The organism is Blastococcus sp. MG754426, assembly GCF_021699055.1.
Lineage (GTDB): Bacteria > Actinomycetota > Actinomycetes > Mycobacteriales > Geodermatophilaceae > Blastococcus.
The window spans coordinates 1-18690 of record NZ_SSXC01000084.1; the positions used below are offsets into that span (position 1 = coordinate 1).

At 74.5% G+C, this 18690-nt stretch carries 12 protein-coding genes; 6 read left to right on the forward strand and 6 right to left on the reverse strand.

The features are described 5' to 3' along the window. The 5 genes from E9549_RS19620 to phaZ form a co-directional block, all read left to right on the forward strand. Positions 1–1643 (forward strand): phosphatase PAP2 family protein (locus tag E9549_RS19620; RefSeq protein ID WP_236828270.1); only part of this gene is annotated, 1643 nt, incomplete at its 5' end. Beyond that, entirely contained in the window at positions 1640–2227 is a 588-nt protein-coding gene (locus tag E9549_RS19625) for a hypothetical protein (RefSeq protein ID WP_236828271.1), read from the forward strand. The genes E9549_RS19620 and E9549_RS19625, both read left to right, overlap by 4 nt. Beyond that, positions 2224–3318 (forward strand): YbhN family protein, encoded by a 1095-nt coding sequence (locus tag E9549_RS19630; RefSeq protein ID WP_236828272.1) that lies wholly within the window; start codon positions 2224–2226, stop codon positions 3316–3318. Before E9549_RS19625 ends, E9549_RS19630 begins: the two co-directional genes overlap by 4 nt. A gap of 115 nt (positions 3319–3433) precedes the next feature. Next, complete coding sequence (locus tag E9549_RS19635) at positions 3434–5194, forward strand: alpha/beta hydrolase (RefSeq protein ID WP_236828273.1); 1761 nt, start codon at positions 3434–3436, stop codon at positions 5192–5194. Further along, positions 5178–6002: a poly(3-hydroxyalkanoate) depolymerase gene (phaZ, locus tag E9549_RS19640; protein WP_236828274.1), complete on the forward strand. Its 825-nt coding sequence runs from the start codon at positions 5178–5180 to the stop codon at positions 6000–6002. Before E9549_RS19635 ends, phaZ begins: the two co-directional genes overlap by 17 nt. 10 nt (positions 6003–6012) lie before the next feature. Here phaZ and betT read toward each other — a convergent pair whose 3' ends face one another. The 6 genes from betT to mobF all read right to left on the reverse strand — a co-directional run bounded on the left by betT (position 6013) and on the right by mobF (position 17225). Continuing rightward, on the reverse strand, positions 6013–7998 hold the full coding sequence (gene betT, locus E9549_RS19645) for a choline BCCT transporter BetT (RefSeq protein WP_236828275.1): 1986 nt from the start codon (positions 7996–7998) through the stop codon (positions 6013–6015). A 119-nt stretch (positions 7999–8117) separates the two neighbouring features. Then, positions 8118–10790 (reverse strand): bifunctional diguanylate cyclase/phosphodiesterase, encoded by a 2673-nt coding sequence (locus E9549_RS24305; protein WP_236828276.1) that lies wholly within the window; start codon positions 10788–10790, stop codon positions 8118–8120. A 315-nt stretch (positions 10791–11105) separates the two neighbouring features. Continuing rightward, positions 11106–11975: a hypothetical protein gene (locus tag E9549_RS19655; protein ID WP_236828277.1), complete on the reverse strand. Its 870-nt coding sequence runs from the start codon at positions 11973–11975 to the stop codon at positions 11106–11108. Then, complete coding sequence (locus tag E9549_RS19660) at positions 11965–12186, reverse strand: hypothetical protein (RefSeq protein ID WP_236828278.1); 222 nt, start codon at positions 12184–12186, stop codon at positions 11965–11967. The genes E9549_RS19655 and E9549_RS19660 overlap by 11 nt, the downstream gene beginning before the upstream one ends. A gap of 267 nt (positions 12187–12453) precedes the next feature. Beyond that, a complete protein-coding gene (locus E9549_RS19665) occupies positions 12454–13020 on the reverse strand; it encodes a dienelactone hydrolase family protein (protein ID WP_236828279.1) in 567 nt (188 codons plus the stop codon). Positions 13021–13586: 566 nt separating this feature from the next. Then, the gene (gene mobF / locus E9549_RS19670) at positions 13587–17225 is read right to left on the reverse strand and encodes a MobF family relaxase (protein ID WP_236828280.1); all 3639 of its coding nucleotides are present in this window, start codon (positions 17223–17225) and stop codon (positions 13587–13589) included. Between the two features lie 526 nt (positions 17226–17751). On the opposite strand from mobF, the gene E9549_RS19675 reads away from it, so the two are divergent. Further along, on the forward strand, positions 17752–18690 hold a 939-nt coding region (locus E9549_RS19675; RefSeq protein ID WP_236828281.1), incomplete at its 3' end, for a TerC family protein.

Here is an 18690-nt window from a genome sequence, read left to right on the forward strand (position 1 = left end):
TCGCCCGCGTCCGCCGCCGTCGCCGCCCCTCCGGCGAACCGCCGCCGCTGCCCCGCCAGCTCCGGGCGTCGGGCAGGTGGTGGCTGGGGCTCAGCGCGCTGGTCCTGCTGGCCTGCCTCGCCGTGGTGGTCACCGGGACCATCCGGTACGTCGACGTCGCCGACACCCGGGTCCTCCAGGCGATCGCGAGCACCCGGACGCCCGCGCTGACCGCGGTCGCCGAGGTCGCGGGCGTGCTGGCCGGCGCGAAGGCGCTGCACGCCATCTGGCTGGCGGACCTGGTCCTGCTCGCCGCCTTCCGCCGCTGGCGGCACCTGCTGGTGTGGCTGGGCGTGGGCCTGCTCGTGGTCAACGTCGGCACCGCGATGACGGTGACCCTCCAGCGGCCCCGGCCGTTCGAGGTGGCGGTGCTCGGCGACTGGTCCGGGTTCGCGATGCCGTCGCTCCCGGTGACGGTGCTGGCCGCGCTGCTGGTCAGCACCCTCTACTCCCTCGTCCCGCCCGGCCGGAAGCGGACGATCGGCAAGTGGGTGGTCTGCGGGCTGCTGGTCGTCACCGCCGCCTCCCGGCTCTACCTGGCCCAGGACCACCCCACCGGCGTCCTGGCCGGCGTGGTCCTCGGCGTGGCGACACCCCTGGCCGCCTTCCGGCTGCTGACGCCCAACGCCGTGCACCCGGTGCGCTACACCCGGGCCCGGCCGGCCCACCTGGACGTCTCCGGCGAGCGGGGAGCGGCCATCGTCCGGGCGCTGCAGGACCAGTTGGGGCTGGTGGCCACCGACGTCTCCCCGTTCGGCCTGGCCGGTTCGGGTGGCTCCACGCCGCTGCGGATCACCGTCAAGGCCCACGACCCGCAGGGGGAGGAGGAGAGCCACGTCTTCGGCAAGCTCTACGCGGCCACCCACGTGCGCTCCGACCGCTGGTACAAGCTCGGCCGCACGCTGCTGTACGGCCGGCTGGAGGACGAGCAGCCCTTCCACAGCGTCCGGCGGCTCGTCCAGTACGAGGACTACGTGCTGCGGGTGCTGTGCGACGGCGGGCTGCCGGTCCCGCAGCCGCTGGGCATCGTGGAGATCACGCCGGAGCGGGAGTACCTGCTGGTCACGGAGTTCATCTCCGGCGCACGCGAGGCGGGCGAGGCCGAGGTCGACGACGCGGTCATCGACCAGGGGCTGGCGATCGTGCGCCGGCTGTGGGAGATCGGCATGGCCCACCGGGACATCAAGCCGGCCAACCTGCTGGTCCGCGACGGCACGCTGCACCTGATCGACTCCGCGTTCGCCGAGGTGCGCCCGAGCCCGTGGCGGCAGGCGGTGGACCTGGCCAACATGATGCTGGTCCTGGCGCTGCGCACCGACGCCGAGCGGGTGTACCGGCGGGCGCGGCTGCAGTTCTCCGACGAGGAGATCGCCGAGGCGTTCGCCGCCACCCGCGGGCTGACCATGCCCTCGCAGCTGCGGCGCATGATCCGCCAGCAGGGGCGGGACCTGCAGGAGGAGTTCCTCGCCCTGCTTCCGTTCCGGCTGCCGCCGGTGCGCATCCAGCGCTGGACCTGGCGGCGGGCCGGGCTGACCGTCGTCACCCTCGCCGCCGCCGGGATCGCCGCCTACGTGTCGGCGGGTCTCCTCGGGTCCCCGCTGTGACCGGGCGGGCGCGCCGGGCCGCGCCGCTGCTGCTCGCGGCCGGCCTGCTCGCCGGCTGCGGGCAGCCGGTGGTGCTGGGCGAGGAGACGCTGGCGTGCGAGGAGGGCGACGCCGGGCTCCCCGCCAACGGCGTCGTCCTCATGGCGCAGTCGGTGCCCGGCGCGACGTGGGTGCCCTGCCTGGAGGCGATGCCCCTCGGGTGGGGCCTGGCCGGGCTGGAGGCGACCGAGTCCTCCGCGCGCTTCTGGCTGGACTCCGACCGCGACGGGCTGCGAGCGCTCGAGGTGGCGCTGACCGCGTCGTGCGACACGACCGGCGCCACGGAGATCCCGAGCGAGCGGGAGGGGATGCGCCGTTGGGAGCGGGTCGACCAGGTCAGCCCGCGGTACGTCGGCACCCGCTACTACGTCTTCCCCGGCGGGTGCCTGCGCGTGCTGTTCCGGTTGTCGGGCGAGAACCGGTCCGAGCCGCTGGCCGTGGCGACGCAGGGCATCGGGGCGGTGACCCGCGACCAGGTGCGGGCGGCCGTCCTCGACCAGACCGACGGCGAGCTGGAGCTCGACCCCCCGGCGGGTGACCGGTGAGCGCCGCCGCGGCCCCGGTGGGCGGCCGGGCCCGCCGTCCGCGGTGGGCCCGGGCCCTCGGGCCGCTGCTGTCGGCCGGGCTCGTCGTCGCCGTCTTCACCTGGTTCCTGCCCCAGTTCACCAGCCTCTCGGGGGTGTGGGCGGCGATCACGGGCATGACGTGGGTCGAGGTCGCCACCCTGCTGCTCGCGGCCGGCTGGAACGTGGTGACCTACCAGTTCGTCGTCGTCGCCACGACCCCCGGCCTGACCCTGCGGCAGGCCACGGTGGCCACCGAGGCCGCGACCGCCGTCTCCAACACCGTCGTCGGCGGGGCGGCGGTCGCCGTCGGCCTCACCTACGCGATGAACTCCTCGTGGGGGTTCTCCCGCTCCCGCACCTCCGTGGCGCTGCTGGTCGCCGGGCTGTGGAACAACTTCGCCAAGCTCGGCCTCCCGGTTCTGGCCCTGGCCCTCCTGGCGTTCTCGGCCCCACCCTCGGCCGCGCGGGTGGTCGGCGGGCTCCTGGGGCTCGGCGCCCTCGCGGCGACCGTCGCCCTCCTCGGGGTCGTGCTCCGCAGCGCCGGCGGGGCGGCCCGGCTCGGCCGCGCCGCCGCACGGGTGGCGACGGCGCTCCGCCGGCCGTTCGGCCGCGGCCCGGTGGAGGGCTGGGACCGGGCGACGACGAAGTTCCGTGACCGCACCGTGCTGCTGCTGCGGGCGCGCTGGCACTGGATCACCCTCGCCACGCTGGTCAGCCACCTGTCGCTGTTCCTGCTGCTGCTGCTGGCGCTGCGCTTCACCGGCGTGGGCGCCGACCAGGTCGGCGTGGCCGAGGCGCTCGTCGTCTTCTCCTTCGCGCGCCTGCTCACCGCCGTCCCGCTCACCCCCGGCGGGCTGGGCGTGGTGGAGGTGGCGCTGATCGCCGGCCTCGCCGCCGCCGGGGGACCGCGGGCGCAGGTGGCGGCCGCGGTGCTGCTGTTCCGGGCGCTGAGCTACGTCCTCCCCATCCCGCTGGGGCTGGGCTGCTACCTGTTCTGGCGGCACAACCGCTCGTGGCGGCGGGCGCCGAACGCCGCACCCCGCACGGCACTGGTCCCGGAGGCGGCGTGACGTCCGGCGCGCCCCTGCCGCAGCCTGCGTCCTGTGGTTGAGTGTTTCAGGTCACACCAGCGTCTCGGGGGATGGCGCCGCCCACCCCGGGGCCGCGCGTCGAGAGGAGACCGCGATGGCCCAGCCCGCGACCGACCCGGGGCGCGACGCGCCGAAGCCGCGCGCCGTCCCCGACGGCCCCCCGGCCGACGGGAGCGCCGAGCCGGCCACCGAGGCCGCCACCGGCCTGGACATGGTGCTCGTGGACGCCGCCGCCGGGCCGCTGCGCCGGCTGATCCCGCCGGCCGGGACGGTGCTGCGGTTCGGCGCCGCCCTGGCCCGCCGGCCCGACACGCTCGCCCGCCGCGGCGGTGAGCTGGCCCGGGAGCTCGGCAAGGTCGTCATCGGCCGCTCCGAGGTGGCGCCGGGCAAGAAGGACAAGCGGTTCGCCGACCCGGCCTGGAGCGGGAACCCGCTGCTCCGGCGCACCATGCAGGCCCACCTGGCGACGGCGCGGGTGGCCTGGGAGCTCATCGAGGACGCCCACCTGGACTGGCAGGACGACGAGCGGCTCCGCTTCACCGCGACCAACCTGGTCGACGCCCTGGCCCCCAGCAACGTGCCGGTGCTCAACCCGCTGGCGCTCAAGGCGGTCATCGACACCGGCGGGAAGAACGCCGTCGAGGGGGTGCGGCGCCTGGTCCACGACCTGGCGAGCCCGCCGCGGGTGCCCTCCATGGTCGAGCCCGACGCCTTCACCGTGGGTGAGGACCTCGCCGTCACCCCGGGCGCGGTGGTGTTCCGCACCGACGTCTTCGAGCTCATCCAGTACCGGCCGACGACGGAGACCGTCCGGTCGGTGCCCCTGGTGGTCGTACCGCCGACGATCAACAAGTACTACATCACCGACCTCGCCCCCGGCCGCAGCATCGTGGAGCACTACCTGGCCGGCGGCCAGCAGGTGTTCATGATCGTGTGGCGCAACCCCGACGAGCGGCACGCCGACTGGGGCCTGGACACCTACGGCCAGGCGGTCCTGGACGCGCTGGACGCCGTCGAGCGGATCACCGGCCAGGAGCAGGCGAGCGTGCAGGCCTTCTGCTCCGGCGGGATCATCACCGCGATGGTGCTGGCGCACCTGGCCGCCACCGGCCGCCAGGACCGCGTCCGCTCGGCCAGCTTCGCCGTCACCGTCCTCGACTGGGAGCGGGCCGGCACGATGTCCGCGCTCATGGACCCCGAGGCCGTGCGGGCCGCCATCGAGCGCTCGCGGAAGAAGGGGTACCTGGACGGCGCGCAGCTGGCCGAGGTCTTCGCCTGGCTGCGGCCGAACGACCTGATCTGGAACTACTGGGTCAACAACTACCTGCAGGGCAAGCCCCCGCCGAACTTCGACATCCTCTTCTGGAACGCCGACACCACGCGGATGAGCGCGGCGCTGCACCGCGACTTCATCGAGGTGGCGCTGGGCAACGCGCTGACCGAGCCGGGCCGGGCCACGATGCTCGGCACGCCGGTGGACCTCTCGGCGGTCACCGTCGACTCCTACGTCACCGCGGGCGTCGCCGACCACCTCTGCCCGTGGCAGGCCTGCTACCGCACCACCCAGCTGCTCGGCGGGGAGAGCCGGTTCGTGCTCTCGACCAGCGGCCACATCGCCTCGCTGGTCAACCCGCCGGGCAACCCGAGGTCGACGTTCCAGGTGGCGCCCTCCACCCCGCCGGACCCGCAGGAGTGGCTCGGCCGCGCGGAGACGGTGAAGGGCTCCTGGTGGCCGGACTACGTGGCCTGGCTCGGTGAGCGGTCGGGCGAGGAGGTCCCCGCGCCCCAGCAGCTGGGTGGCGACGGCCTCGAGCCGCTGGCCGATGCTCCGGGGACGTATGTCTTCGACAAGTAGCCGGGAGGTCGTCCGCAGCCTGACCATCGGCGGGCGGACGCTGCGCACCGCCGTGCGGCCGGGCACCGACGAGGCGGTGCCGCCGCTGCTGCTGATGAACGGCATCGGCGCCAGCCTGGAGGTGCTGCAGCCGTTCGTCGACGCGCTGGACCCGCGGCGCACCGTCATCCGCTTCGACGTCCCCGGCGTCGGCGGCTCGCCGCCGCCCGTCGTCCCCTACGTGCTGTCGACGCTGAGCCCGGTGGTCGCGGGGCTGCTGGACCGGCTGGGCCACAGCCGCCCGGTCGACGTCCTGGGCCTGTCCTGGGGTGGCGGGCTGGCCCAGCACTTCGCGGTGCAGCACCGGCGCCGCTGCCGGCGGTTGGTGCTGGCCGCGACCGCGACCGGCTCCCTCATGGTGCCGGCCAGCCCGCGGGTGCTGGCGCACATGCTCACCCCCCGGCGGCACCGCGACCCGGAGTACGCCCGCCGGGTCGCCGGGCGGATCTACGGCGGCTCGGTGCGCACCGACCCCGAGCGGGCCGCGGCGGCGCTGCACAGCCACACGCGGGTCGGCCCGCAGCGCGGCTACTACTACCAGCTGGCCTCGAGCACCGGCTGGAGCAGCCTGCCGTTCCTGCGGCTCATCCGGCAGCCCACCCTCGTCGTCGCCGGGGACGACGACCCGATCATCCCGGTGGTGAACGCACGGCTGATGGCCCGGCTGATCCCCCGGGCACAGCTGCACGTGTACCCCGGGGGGCACATCGCGCTGGTCACCGAGGCCGACGAGCTGGCCCCCGTGGTCGAGTCCTTCCTCGACCGCTGAGCCGCCCCGCTCAGCCGCGGGCGACCCCGCCGGCGACGTGCTCCTCGAAGCGGTCCATGACGTCGTCGATCAGCTGGGCGTGCGTGAAGTTCATGACGTCGTAGCTCGCCGCGCCGTCGACGTGGACGGCCAGCTGCGAGGACGCCGGGTCCGAGGACGGCCGGGCGCCACCGCCCCAGTGGGGAGCCCGGCCCGGCCGGACGCGGTAGCGGAACGGCGACCCGTCGCCGACCCCCGCGGTCAGCTCGACGCAGGGCGTCCCCGAGTCGTCGACCACCCACCGCGTGTCCGAGGTGACGTCCCGAGCACGCAGCTCGGCCGCCGCCTCCGCCAGCGCCGGCCGAGCCGTCTCGTGCAGGTACTGGTCGACCCGCTCGCGTCCCGTGGGACCCGGGGTGCGGCGGCGGCGCAGCCGGGCCCGGCGCCGGGCGGCCGGCCGGCCGGACGGCGCGATGCGGTGCCGGTGCGCGGCGCGGTCGGCCTCGCTGCGCAGGGCACGGTAGAGCCCGACCATCACCAGCACCATCACGAAGCCGAACGGCAGGCCCATGATGACGGTCGCGTTCTGCAGCGCCGGCACGCCGCCGACCAGCAGCATCGCGGCCGTGAGGACGCCGGTGGCGACCGCCCAGACGACGCGCACGCCCGGGGCGGCGTCGTCCTGGGGGCGGCGGAGGCGCGAGGAGAGGTTGGCCATCACCAGGGCGCCGGAGTCGGCGGACGTCACGTAGAACAGCAGGCCGACGAAGGTCGCGATCGAGGCGATGAACGGGAAGGCCGGGTAGTCGGCCAGCAGCGTGTAGAAGCCGCGCTCCGGGAGGTTCACCGTGGTCTCGCCGAACGCCGCGTCGCCCTGCCGGATCCGGTCGATCGCGCTGTTCCCGAAGATCGACACCCACATGAGGATGTAGCTGAACGGCAGCAGCAGCGTCCCGGCCACGAACTGGCGGATGGTCCGCCCGCGCGAGATGCGGGCCAGGAAGAGCCCGACGAAGGACGCCCAGGCGATCCACCAGGCCCAGAAGAACAGCGTCCAGGCGCTCAGCCACTCGTCGGGCCGGTCGTAGGCGAAGGTCTCCGTCGTCAGGCCGGGGAAGCTGCTGACGAAGTCGCCGACGTTCTGGACCAGCCCGTTGAGCAGGAACGCGGTGTTGCCGGTGACCAGCACGAAACCGGCCAGGCCGAGCGCGAGGACGACGTTGAGCTGGGAGAGCCGCTTGATCCCGCGGTCGACGCCGCTGACCGCCGACACCGTCGCCACGCCCACGGCCAGGGCGATCAGCCCCAGCTGGGCGGCGCGGCCCTCGGGGATGCCGAACAGCACCGACAGCCCGTAGTTCAGCTGGACGACGCCGATGCCCAGCGAGGTGGCGACGCCGAAGATCGTGCCGAGGACCGCCGCGATGTCGACGGCGTCGCCCAGCGTGCCGTGCACCCGCTTGCCGAAGATCGGGTAGAGCACCGAGCGGATCGCCAGCGGCATGTTCATGCGGTAGGCGAAGTAGGCCAGGGCCATGCCCATCAGGGCGTACATGCCCCACCCGTTGATGCCGTAGTGGAACAGCGTCCAGACGGTCGCCTCGGCGGCGGCCTCCGGGGTCCCACCCTCCCCCACCGGCGGCGCCAGGAACTGGGTGACGGGCTCGGCGACGGCGAAGAACATCAGGTCGGTGCCGATGCCCGCGGCGAAGAGCATCGACGCCCAGGCGAACGTGCTGAACCGCGGTGTGGAGTGCTCGGGGCCGAGCTTCACCTTCCCGTACCGGGAGAAGGCGATGACCAGCACGAAGACGAGCACCGCGGTCGCGAAGGCGATGTAGAACCAGCCGAACCACTCGGAGGTCCAGCCGACGAGCGACCCGATGGTCTCGGCGGCCGAGGCCGGGCTCGCCGTCGCCCAGAGCGCGATGGCGAGGACACCGGCGACCGAACCGTAGAAGACCCGGCGCTTCAGCCCGTTCCCCGCCTCGGCGGGCCGGGCGTCCAGGTCGCTCACGCCCGCTCACCCCGCCCGGTGGGCGCGGGGCGGGAGGCCGTGGGGAGGGGTGAGCCGGTCACCGGCGGATGGTGGCACACCTCGCCGGTCCCGGCAGAGGTTGCGCCGGGCGCGACCGGTCAGCCGGCGGGTGCCGCCAGGGCATCGCGGCGCAGCAGCGCCCCGGCCTCGACCGCGGGGAGCGGCCGGGAGAGCAGGTAGCCCTGCGCCCGGTCGCAGGCCTCGGCCCGGAGCCGGGCCAGCTGCGCCTGCTCCTCGACCCCCTCCGCGACGACGGTCAGCCCGAACGTGTGCGCCGCGCGGATCATCAGGGCCACGAGCTCCAGGTGCGCCGGCTCGGCCGACGCCACGAAGCTGCGGTCGATCTTGAGGGTGTCGACGGGCATGCTGCGCAGCTGCCCGATCGAGGTGTAGCCGGTGCCGAAGTCGTCGATGGCGATGCCGACGCCCATCCCCCGCAGCTCGGTGAGGTGGTCGTAGGCGGCCGGGTCGTCCACGAGCACGGTCTCGGTGACCTCGAGGACCAGCAGCCGCGCCGGCAGGCCCGAGGCCTCGAGCGCCTCGGCCACGTCCGCGACGATCCGCCGGTCGGCGAGATGCCGGCCGGAGACGTTGACCGCGACGGTCGGCTCGGGCCGGCCCGGGGCCACCGGGGTGGCGGCCCGCCACTGGGCCAGCTGCCGGGTGGCCTCGCCGAGCACGAAGCGGTCGATGTCCCGGATGAGGCCGGAGCGCTCGGCGACCGGGACGAACCGGTCGGGCGGGACCGCGCCCACGCCCGGCCGGTCCCAGCGCACGAGCGCCTCGTACCCGGTCAGCCGGTCGGAGGCGACGTCCACGACCGGCTGGTAGACCAGGTGCATCTCGCCGCCGGCCAGGCCGTGGGCGATCGCGGCCTCGAGCTCGGCCTGCTCGGCGAGCTGCAGCCGCAGCGTCTCGTCGAAGATCTCCGCCCGGCCCCGGCCGTGGGCCTTGGCCCGGCAGGCGGCGGTGTCGGCCTCGGCGAACAGCACGTCGGCGTCGGTGCCGCCGTCGCGGCTGACCGCCACCCCGATGCTGGCGCCGATGGTGGCCGTCGCCGTCCCGACGGCGACCGGCCGGCTGACCGACGCGATCAGCCGCTCGGCCAGGTCCAGGAGGTCGTGCTCGGCGTGCACGGGCTCCACGAGGACGACGAACTCGTCGCCACCGAGGCGGCAGACGACGTCGCCCGGGCGGACGGCGGCGCGCAGCCGGGCCGCCACCGCGCGCAGCACCTCGTCGCCGGCGGCGTGGCCGTGGGCGTCGTTGACCGCCTTGAAGCCGTCGAGGTCGATGTAGAGCAGCCCGGTCATCTCCCCGGACCGCCGACCGCGGTGCAGGGCGGAGGTCACCAGCGTGACCGCCTGCGCGCGGTTGGGCAGCTCGGTCAGCGGGTCGTGGGTGGCCCGGTGCGCTAGGGCGAACTGCAGCTCCTCGCGCTGGCGGACGGAGGTGACGATCGCCCGCACCGAGGCGTGCACGACCTCGACGAGCGGGCCGGGCAGGGGCTCGTCGAGGAGCGCGTCGTCGAGGTCGCCGCGCGCCACGGCCTGCGCCTGGTCCTGGATGCGGCGCAGCCCCGCCACGGCCGAGCCGAGGGCGGCCGAGACCGTCCGGACCTCCCGCGGGCCGTCGGCCTCCACCTCGACCAGCGACCCCTGGCTGATCTCGGTCGCCTGCGCGGCCAGCAGCCGGAGCGCCCGGGTGACGCTGCGGCCGAGCAGGACGGCGCCCAGCACCGAGCCGGCGAGCAGGCCGGCACCCATCACGAGGACGGCCTGGAGCCGGTCCTCGGCGCGTGCGCGGTCGGCCTCGACGAGCGAGCGGGCCTCCTCGACCGCCGTCCCCACCAGCCCGGCGAGGAGGGTGCCGCGTTCCTGGCTCTGGAGCAGCGCGACGACGAGGTCGGGGAGCGCGAGGTTGCGGACCTCGCCGGCGAGACCTCGGGCGAACAGACCGTCCAGGTCGGCGACGACGTCGGAGGCGCGCACCTCCTGCCAGGCCTCGCGCAGGGGCTCCCCGGAGAGGGTGTCCATCCGGCGCTGGGCGTCCCGGTAGTCCATCCAGGCGGTCTCCCAGGCGGTCCGGGAGCCGATCAGCTGCTCCTGGTCGTCGACGAGGAGGGAGCCGAGGAACAGCGGCATCTGCCGGGCCGTCGCCTGCGCCAGCTGCGCCACGGTCCGGACGTCGCTGACGGCACGCATCGTGGCGACGGGGACGCCCTCGGAGGTCGCCGCGACGGCGGCGGCCGCCTGGGCGGCCATCAGGTCGTTGGAGACGGCGAGGAAGCGCAGGTGCAGCTCCTCGATGCCCAGCCGCCTCCCCTCGTAGGCCCGGCGCAGCTTCGTCACGTCCTCTGCCGCATGCGCGGCCGCCTCCGCAGCGACCGGGTTGCCGGTGAGGCGCTCCAGGGCCGCATCGGTGGAGGTCCGCGCCCGCGCCGCCTCGTCGAGGGCGGCCTGCTCCTGGGCGCGCAGGAAGAACGTGGGCAGCCCGAGGGCTGCTGCGGCGACCGGGTCGTCGACGATCGACAGGGTGAGGGCGGGGATCATCTCCTGCTCCACGCCGCTGCGTGCGGCGTCGAGCAGGGCGAGCGCGCGGACGGCGACCTCGGCGCGCTCGGCGCCGGCGACCTCGGCCGCCCGGGCCTGGGCCGCCGCCACGGTGAGGACGACGACGCCGACCAGCGGCAGCAGCACGAGCGCGGCCAGGTACCGCCACAGCGGTCCACCGCGCCGCTGCCGGCGGCCCTCGTCCGGGGTTCTGCGCACGCTGCTCCTATCGACCGTGGTGCGGAAGGCTTGAGACGGTCCCCACCCGTGCAGGTGAGACGCGTCACGGGTCGGGAATGCCAGGTGCTGCACAGCTCGGGCGCGGGAATTCGTCAGACCCACCGGGGAGGGTCGCGGTGCACCGCAAGCCCCGAGGAGAGCCAGTGATCGACCTGCCCGCCCGCTCCGCCCACGCCGTGCCCCTCCCGTCGGGCGGCCGGCGCCTCCCGGCCCGGCTGCGCCGGCGGCCCGTGCTGGTCGTGCCCCCGGCCCCGGAGGCCGCGCATCGCTGCTGAGCCGCCCCGGCGCCCGCCGTCAGCGGGCGGCTGCGGTGACCAGGTGGCAGCCGGGCGAGCCGAACTCGACGACGCCGAAGCCCATCTGGCCCAGCACCGTGGCCACGGCGGCGGTCATCGTCCGCTGCACGGCGGCCTCCAGCGCACCGCCGCGCGCCTGGTGCACGCTCATCCGGTCGTGCTGGCGCCACGTGACGAGGACGCCCGCGCCGTCCGGGTGCGGGGTCAGGCAGACGCCGCCCGCGGCGTGCCCGGCCGGCTCCCGGCCCTCGCAGTCGTGCAGCGGCAGCCCGGCCTCGAGCAGCGCGGAGGTGACGTCGACGGCGAGCGTGGTCAGCACGTCCTCGTCGTCCACCATGAACGGGTCCCAGTCCTCGGGGAGCCGGTCGAGCTGGTCACCGAGGTCGGCCAGCCACTCGCGCTCGGCCGGTGCCTGCCGGCGCGCCACGCCGCCGTCGGGGCGCCGGCCGCCGTGCACCACCCGCGTGGTCTCCTCCAGGCCCGCCGAGAGCCGCGCCCACCCGGCGTCGATCGCATCGGCGAAGGGACCGGCCACGACCTCGCCGTCGTGCTCCGCGACGAGCCACCAGCCGGTGGTCGAGGGGCCGGCGGGGCGGCGCGGCCCGGCGGGGTGGGTGGCGAGGCCGACGGCCGTCCGCTCCGCCGCGGCCCCCTGGGCGCGGACGGTCTCGGGAACCGTGACGTCGCCGGGGGCGTGGGCCGGCCCGGCCGCCTGCGGGGCGCCGACCGCCGCCCGCTGCTGCGCCTGCACGGCGTTGCGCTCGAACTCGTAGCGGGCGGTGGAACTCGCGCCCAGCACCACCACGACGGCGATCAGCGCGCCGCAGCCGAGCAGCGGCGCGAGGACCGTCAGCAGCTCACCAGGCACGCCAGGCCCCCTGCGGCCCCTCGCCCCAGGCCGACGCGCGGTGGGTCCACTCCTGCACCCGGGCGGTCCAGCCGGGATGGGGCGGACGGGGCGCCGGCGGGGCGGCGGCCGGCTCGTCCACCATCAGCTCGCTCAGCAGGGCCAGGCCTTCGTCGGCGCCCTCCGGGGCGTGGGCGGACGGCTTGCGGACCGGTGATGCGGTGGCGTGCACAGGGGGCTCCTCGCGGGTGGTTCTCCGCGGCTGGGAAGCACCGCGGACGTCCCGAAGGCTAGGGACGGCGAGGCCCCGCGACGGCCCCTCGGACCTGCTGCTGACCTGGCCCGTTTCCCATTCGTTGCGCACGGCCCCCGGGGCGTGCGGTGACCCCTCCTCCGCGCCGGCGACCTGTCGACAAAGCGCCGGCCCCCGAGCGTGGCGCGGGCGCGGACGGGGGTCGGTCACCCCGGTGGCGGTTCCGGCGCGCCGGCGTGTCGCGGGTCAGCCCACGGCGGCGAGGAGGGCCCGCACCCGGTCCAGCACCTGGGCCGCGGCCGCAGCGTCGTGGTCGGCGAGGCCCCGGTCGGTGAACAGGTGCCGCTCCCCCGGGTAGAGGAACAGCGCGGCGCCGTCGACGGCCGCGGCGAGCTCGCGTGCGACGTCGACGTCCCCCTGCTCATCGGCGTCCATGACGTGGAACTGCACCGGCACCCCGGCGGGCCACTCGCCGGCGAACTCCCCGAGCGGGACGGCGGCGTGCAGCAGCACCGCGCCGGCGGCACGCGGGCGGGTCTGCGCGAGCAGCTGGGCCGGCAGGACGCCGAGGGAGAACCCCGCGTAGACCAGCCGTTCCGGCAGCCCCTCCACGGCCGCGCGGCCGCGCGCGAGCACGGCGCCGAGACCGACCTCCTGGGCGTGCGCGACGCCCTCGTCGAGGGTGGCGAAGGTGCGCCCCTCGTACAGGTCCGGTGTGTGGACGACGTGCCCGTCGGCGCGCAGGTCGTCGGCGAACGCGCGGACGCCGGGGGTCAGCCCCTGCGCGTGGTGGAACAGCACCATCTCGGCCATGGGCGGACGTTAGCCGCGACCGGGCCGGCGGGAGCCTCCTCGGTGCGCTGTTCCCGGGCGCCGGCGTGATGGTGCTCAGCCACGCTCGACTCCCTCATCGAGAGAGCGTCGAGGACCGACCGAGACAGCTGTCGACCAGCAACCGCAGCACTGTCGCGGCCAAACCCGGAGCCCCGCGGTCGAGCATCAGGCGGGACAACACGAGGAGGAGGTGGGCCCCGTGGGGCTCGAACCCACAACCCGCGGATTAAAAGTTCCCAAAAGACACTTTTCTGATCAGCGCATTCTACGCGGAACTGGGCCATGACCAGCGGAAATACCGTTTGCTGCGATCGGCCGATGTTGGTCGCGAACGGCCCTTCTGTGGGCGTCTTGTGGGCGCGGTGTGGGCGGGAGACCGTCCGGTGAAGCGTCCCCACTGACCCGCACGCCATGGTGAACCATCCGGGTGATGGCGAGCGCCGTAGCTGGGGGGCACCCACCCCCGACCTGGACGACGGGCGGCGGCACTAACCGGAACGGTGCTCAGCGCCCCGTCGTCGAAGGCTCCGGCGGGCGCCGCCCGCTCAGCGCGATATGCCTCGCCCTGCGGCGGTGTGCCGGGTGAGTGCCGCGAGGTCCTCGGGCCGCGGGAGGCGGACACCCGGCTCGGAGGCGGTCGGCAGCGGGGCGGCCGATCGGTGTGGGTTCGGGTCGGCGTCCTGGCGTGCACGCCAGGTGTCCCGCTCTCCGGCGAGGCGGTCGGGCGGCTGGGCGCGGAGCGCCGGCTCGGAGGTCAGTCGTGCGATGCGCGCGCGTACATCGGTGAGCTGCTGGCGAGCAGCGGCGATCTGGTGTTCGGTGTCGGACAGTCGCTCCGCCGGGTCGAAGGTCCGGGCGAGCGGTCCGAAGCGGGCGAGCCGGTTCTCGTGCTGGCGGCGGGCGTCGGCCACCGCGGCCCCGGCGTGCCGGTGGGCCTCCTGGGCGGTGGCTGCGGTCGCGCGCAACTGAGCGTGCTCCGGGTGGGCGTGTTCGGCGTGGTGGCGGGCGTAGGAGTCGAAGGCGGTCCACAGCCGCGGTTGGTCGTCGGACCGGTCAGCCAGGCGCGCGATCTGCCGCGGGTCGGTGGGCATGGCCGGCAGGTAGGGCCGCCAGGCGTCCGCCCAGTCCACCAGCTGCTCGCCGGCCCGGTTCACCGCCGCCAGCCGAAGCCGGAGCCGGCCGGGACCGTCGAGCACGACCCGCGCGGCGTCGCGGGCGGCGTCCCGCCCGGTGTCCCAGCTGCCGAGCAGCGTGTCGCGGATCCGGTCGGTCTCGGCGGTGACGACCGCGCCGCTGGCGTCGGCCCGCGCCGTCGCGTGGCGGGCGTCGATCCCTGTCTGCCGATACGCATCTGTGAGCGCGGCGGCCCGGTCGGCGTGGGCGGACTCGAGCGCGACGATCTCGCGCAGCGCGTCCCGGCGCGGCAGGTCGTGGGCGAGCCGGTCGAGGCAGCGTTGCTCGGCCGTCCACGCAGAGTGCAGGTCGGCGAGCGTCTGCTCCAGCGGGCGGGGAGTGGCGTACCGGGCGGCCTCGGCGGCGGCGAGCTGGGCGGCGTGCGCGGGGCCGAGGTCTGCGCGGTCGCGGGCGAACACGGCGATCCATTGTCCCCGCGCCTGGTCGGCGTCGGTGGCGACGAGGTGGGCGGTGTTCGCCGTTCGGCCGCGGGTCATCCCGACATAGCAGGAGGAGGCGCCGGTCTGCTCGCCGACCACCACGTGCGCGGCGGTGACGGTGTCGCCCTGCACGCCGTACGCGGTGGAGGCGTAGGCGAGCTCGACGTGCTCGGTGACGTAGTCCGCGGGCAGTACGCGGGTCCCTAGGCCGGCCGGGGTGACACCGCCGGACCCGTTCCCGGGGACGGTGCCGGTGGGGGTGACAGCAGGGGTGACGAGCAGCCCGCCGCGGCGGCCGACCGCGGTGACCACCCAGGTGTCGCGGTTGGCGACGTCGAGGTGACGGTCGTTGCGCCGGGTGGCGATCCGGTCCCCGGCGCCGATCCGCTCCCCGGCGCCGGTGACGGCCACCGTTCGGTCATCGACCCGGCCGGCGACGGCCAGCCGTTCCCGGATGGCGGTGTTGAGTTCGGCGGCCTGGTCGCGGGTGTCCACCACCACGGCCACCGGTCGGCCTGCGGCATAAGACTCGGCGGCGGTGGCGGCCAGCGCGTCGCGCAGCGCGGCGGCGTCGGGGAACAGCCGGATCTGGCCGCGGGCGAGGAGGGCGTCGAAGACGGCGCCGAGGTCCTCGCCGGTGCGCATGGCCAGGGTCAGCTCGGCGTAGCCGGTGTCGCGTGTTGTGCGGCCTTCCTCGTCGGTTCGGGTGAAGCGGTGCACGGAGTCGAGTGTCAGGTGCGCCCCGGGGTCGGCCTGGCCGATGGCGAGGTCTAGGACGCCGCCGCGGCCGACCGCGGACAGCTGGTGCCGGTCGCCGAGCAGCGCCACCCGGACCCGGCACTCGTCGGCGACGGTGAGCAGGGCGCGGGCGGTGTCCTGATCGAGCATCCCGGCCTCATCGACCAGCAGCAGGTCCCCGGGCCGTAGCTGCGCGGCCTCGTTCGGCCCGGCGTACACACGGCCGGTCGCCGGGTCGACCTGGCCGGCGGTGAGCCGGGTCCAACGCCCTTCGTCGTTCCAGCGCCAGCCGTGCTGGAAGGCCAGGGATGCCGCCGACCCGGCGGCCGTCCCCACCTCGCAGGCGGCCACCTTGGCTGCCTTGCGGGTGGGGGTGACCACCACGAGCCGGCGATGTTGTGCCTCGAGCAGGTCGCGGGTGGCGGACAGGGTGGTGGTCTTGCCCGCCCCGGCGGCGCCCTCGACCACCACCAGGGGCCGGTCGCCGGCGAGCGCGGCGACCGCCGCGGCTTGGCCGGCATCCAGCCGGCCGGCGGCGGCCACGCGCTCGACCGGCAGTGCCGGGACGGTGTCCGGCACGCCGCGCGCAGCGCGGGCGGCGAGCCGGGTGGTCAGGTCGGCTTCGACGTCGAGGACCGGCTGGGAGGTCCAGGCGCGGATGTGCTCGGGCACCCCGTCGCGGTCCAGCAACGGCACGCACCGGTCCATCGCGCGGGCGGTGAGGTCTTCGGCCAGCTCGATGCGCACCCCGGCGTCGGCGACGACGCCTGCGGCGGCGATCAGCCGCTCGGCCTCGCCCCGGATGTCGGCGGCGTTCCACGCCGACCGCCCGGCCGCGAGCCGGGCCAGCGCGCGCTGCACCAGTTCGTCTCGATCGAGGGCCCCGATCGGGGTGGGGGCCAGGTCGACCGGCTTTCCCGGGTCGCGGTAGCCGAGGGCGGACAGCTCGGCCCGCCAGCGTTCCTCCAGCCCGACCCCGGGCTGGGCAGTGATCTTGTCCGGGCGGCCGTCGGCCCACGCCCGGACGTCCCAGGCTCGGCGCAGCACCGGCCCGGGGGATTCGCCGGGGTGCGCTGCGGTCCATTCCCGTTCGTAGCGGTCCACATTCCGGGCGATCTGGGCGTGCCGGGCGCTGAACGGACCCGTGTACTCGGCGAGCTCCAGTATTTCTCCCGTAGCGCCCTTCCGGTAGCCGTGCGCGGCGAAGGCGGCGTTCAATTCCGGGTCACACGCCATCGCGGCGTGCCCGATCCCGTTGATCGCGCCCAAGAAGTCGCGGACGCCGACGGTGTGCAAGCCGCGCCATTTCCCCGCGGCGAATACCCGGGACAGGAACTGCAGGTGCAGGTGCCAGTGCGGGTCGTTCGCCCGGGAGGTGTAGTGCCGAACCGTCGCGGCCTCCAGCACCTCCAGCGGTATCTGCACCTGCCCGCCGCGCGGGCCGACCCGGGTGGTGGCGTGCTCGGAGAGCCAGGCGATGATCTGCTCGGCGGCGCGGTCCTGCGCCGCCTCGTACGCCGTCGCGATGTCCGGGTCCAGCGCGGCGGCCAGCGACCACGTCTTCGGGCCGTTGACCACCACCTCGGCGTACCGAACGGCGTGCTCATCGGTGCGCAGCTGCCCCCTCGGCTCACCCGTCTTCGGGTCGCGGCCAGCCACCCAGGTCTCGTAGGCGTCGCCGGTCAGCGGCCCCAGCTCGGCCGCGCGACCATCCGTTGTGGTGAAGCGACGGGCGACGCCGGTGCCCTCGGTGAGGTAGTAGTCGTCGACCCGGCCGCGGTCGGCCTCCACGTAGTGCCGGGCAGCCACCGGCGCGCCGGCGTAAATCTTCATTCCGCCGTGCATCTTCAACGCCACCCGACAATGACCAACGAGTCACCCCTAGAAACGCCGATGGGCCCCGCGAAGCGGGGCCCGAGCTACCTCCGAAGGTAGCATTCGTGCCGTTCTCTCGTGAAGATCTGAGCACTTATTGGAGCAGCTCACTCGGGGGCAAGGAATCGTGCAGGTGCCATCTTGTTGATCGTTCATGGCGATCGTCGACTGCGAGCCGAATGTCAATGTTCCAGCTCTCGCGCTTGCGGTGGAGGTAGGGACACGCCGAGGGCCGCGGGCGCCTGTGCGTCGCGACGAGTTCGACGGCCGTGCCGCCGAGCCCTGCAGCGTGGGAGTCGCCCGCTGGCGGTGACATGGCGGCCAGGCGTCATCCAACCCCCGGCCGTTTCAGAGGCCTTGGCCTCCGGTACATACGATCGCGACGCACCCGGGGCAGTCCGGACCGGTCAGCCTGCACCGAACGTCGACGAACCTCCCGTCAACGGCGGGGTAGTAAGGCACCGACCGAGGCAGGAGTCTCCGCATGGATGTCCCGTTGTGGTTGTGGTTGGCCGTGCTCGGCGGCATCGTCGCCATGCTCGCCGTGGACCTGTTCGCGGCCTATATCTGGTCCGCCTACGGCGCCGAGTTCGGCCAGCAGTACTTCGCCGGCTATGTGATCGAGAAATCGCTGGCGGTCGACAACGTCTTCGTCTGGGCGATCATCTTCACCTACTTCGCCGTTCCCCGGGAGTACCAGCACCGAGTGCTGTTCTTCGGGGTCCTCGGCGCGCTGATCTTCCGCGGCATCTTCATCGCCGGCGGGTCGGTGCTCATCGCCAGCTTCAGCTGGATCCTCTACATCTTCGCCGCGTTCCTACTGTGGACCGGGTACAAGATGATCCGCCAGCGCAACGAGCACCTCGACCCGGAGAAGTCGAAGGCGCTGCGGCTGTTCCGCCGCTACGTCCCGACCACCGACGCCTACCACGGGCAGCGCTTCCTCATCCGCCGCAACGGCCTCCTGATGGCCACCCCGCTGCTGGCGGTGCTGGTCCTGGTCGAGATCACCGACGTCATCTTCGCCGTCGACTCGATCCCGGCGATCTTCGCGGTCACCGACGAGCCGTTCCTCGTCTTCACCGCCAACGCGTTCGCCATCCTGGGACTGCGGGCGATGTACTTCCTGCTCGCCGACCTCATCCACCGCTTCATCTACCTGAAGATCGGCCTGGCCCTGGTGCTGATCTGGGTCGGCATCAAGATGATGCTCAAGGTCGACCTCTTCTACATCCCGACCACCATCAGCCTCGCCGTGATCACCACGATCATCGGGATCTCGATCTACCTGAGTCTCCGGGCCACCCGCGGACAGGGGCGGAAGGCGTTCCAGGCACCGGTCACGCCCCCGTTCCGCGTCGCGACCGACGAGGAGATCGCCGCGCTCCAGCCGGTCTGGGGTCGTGCGTCGCAGCGGCAGGCG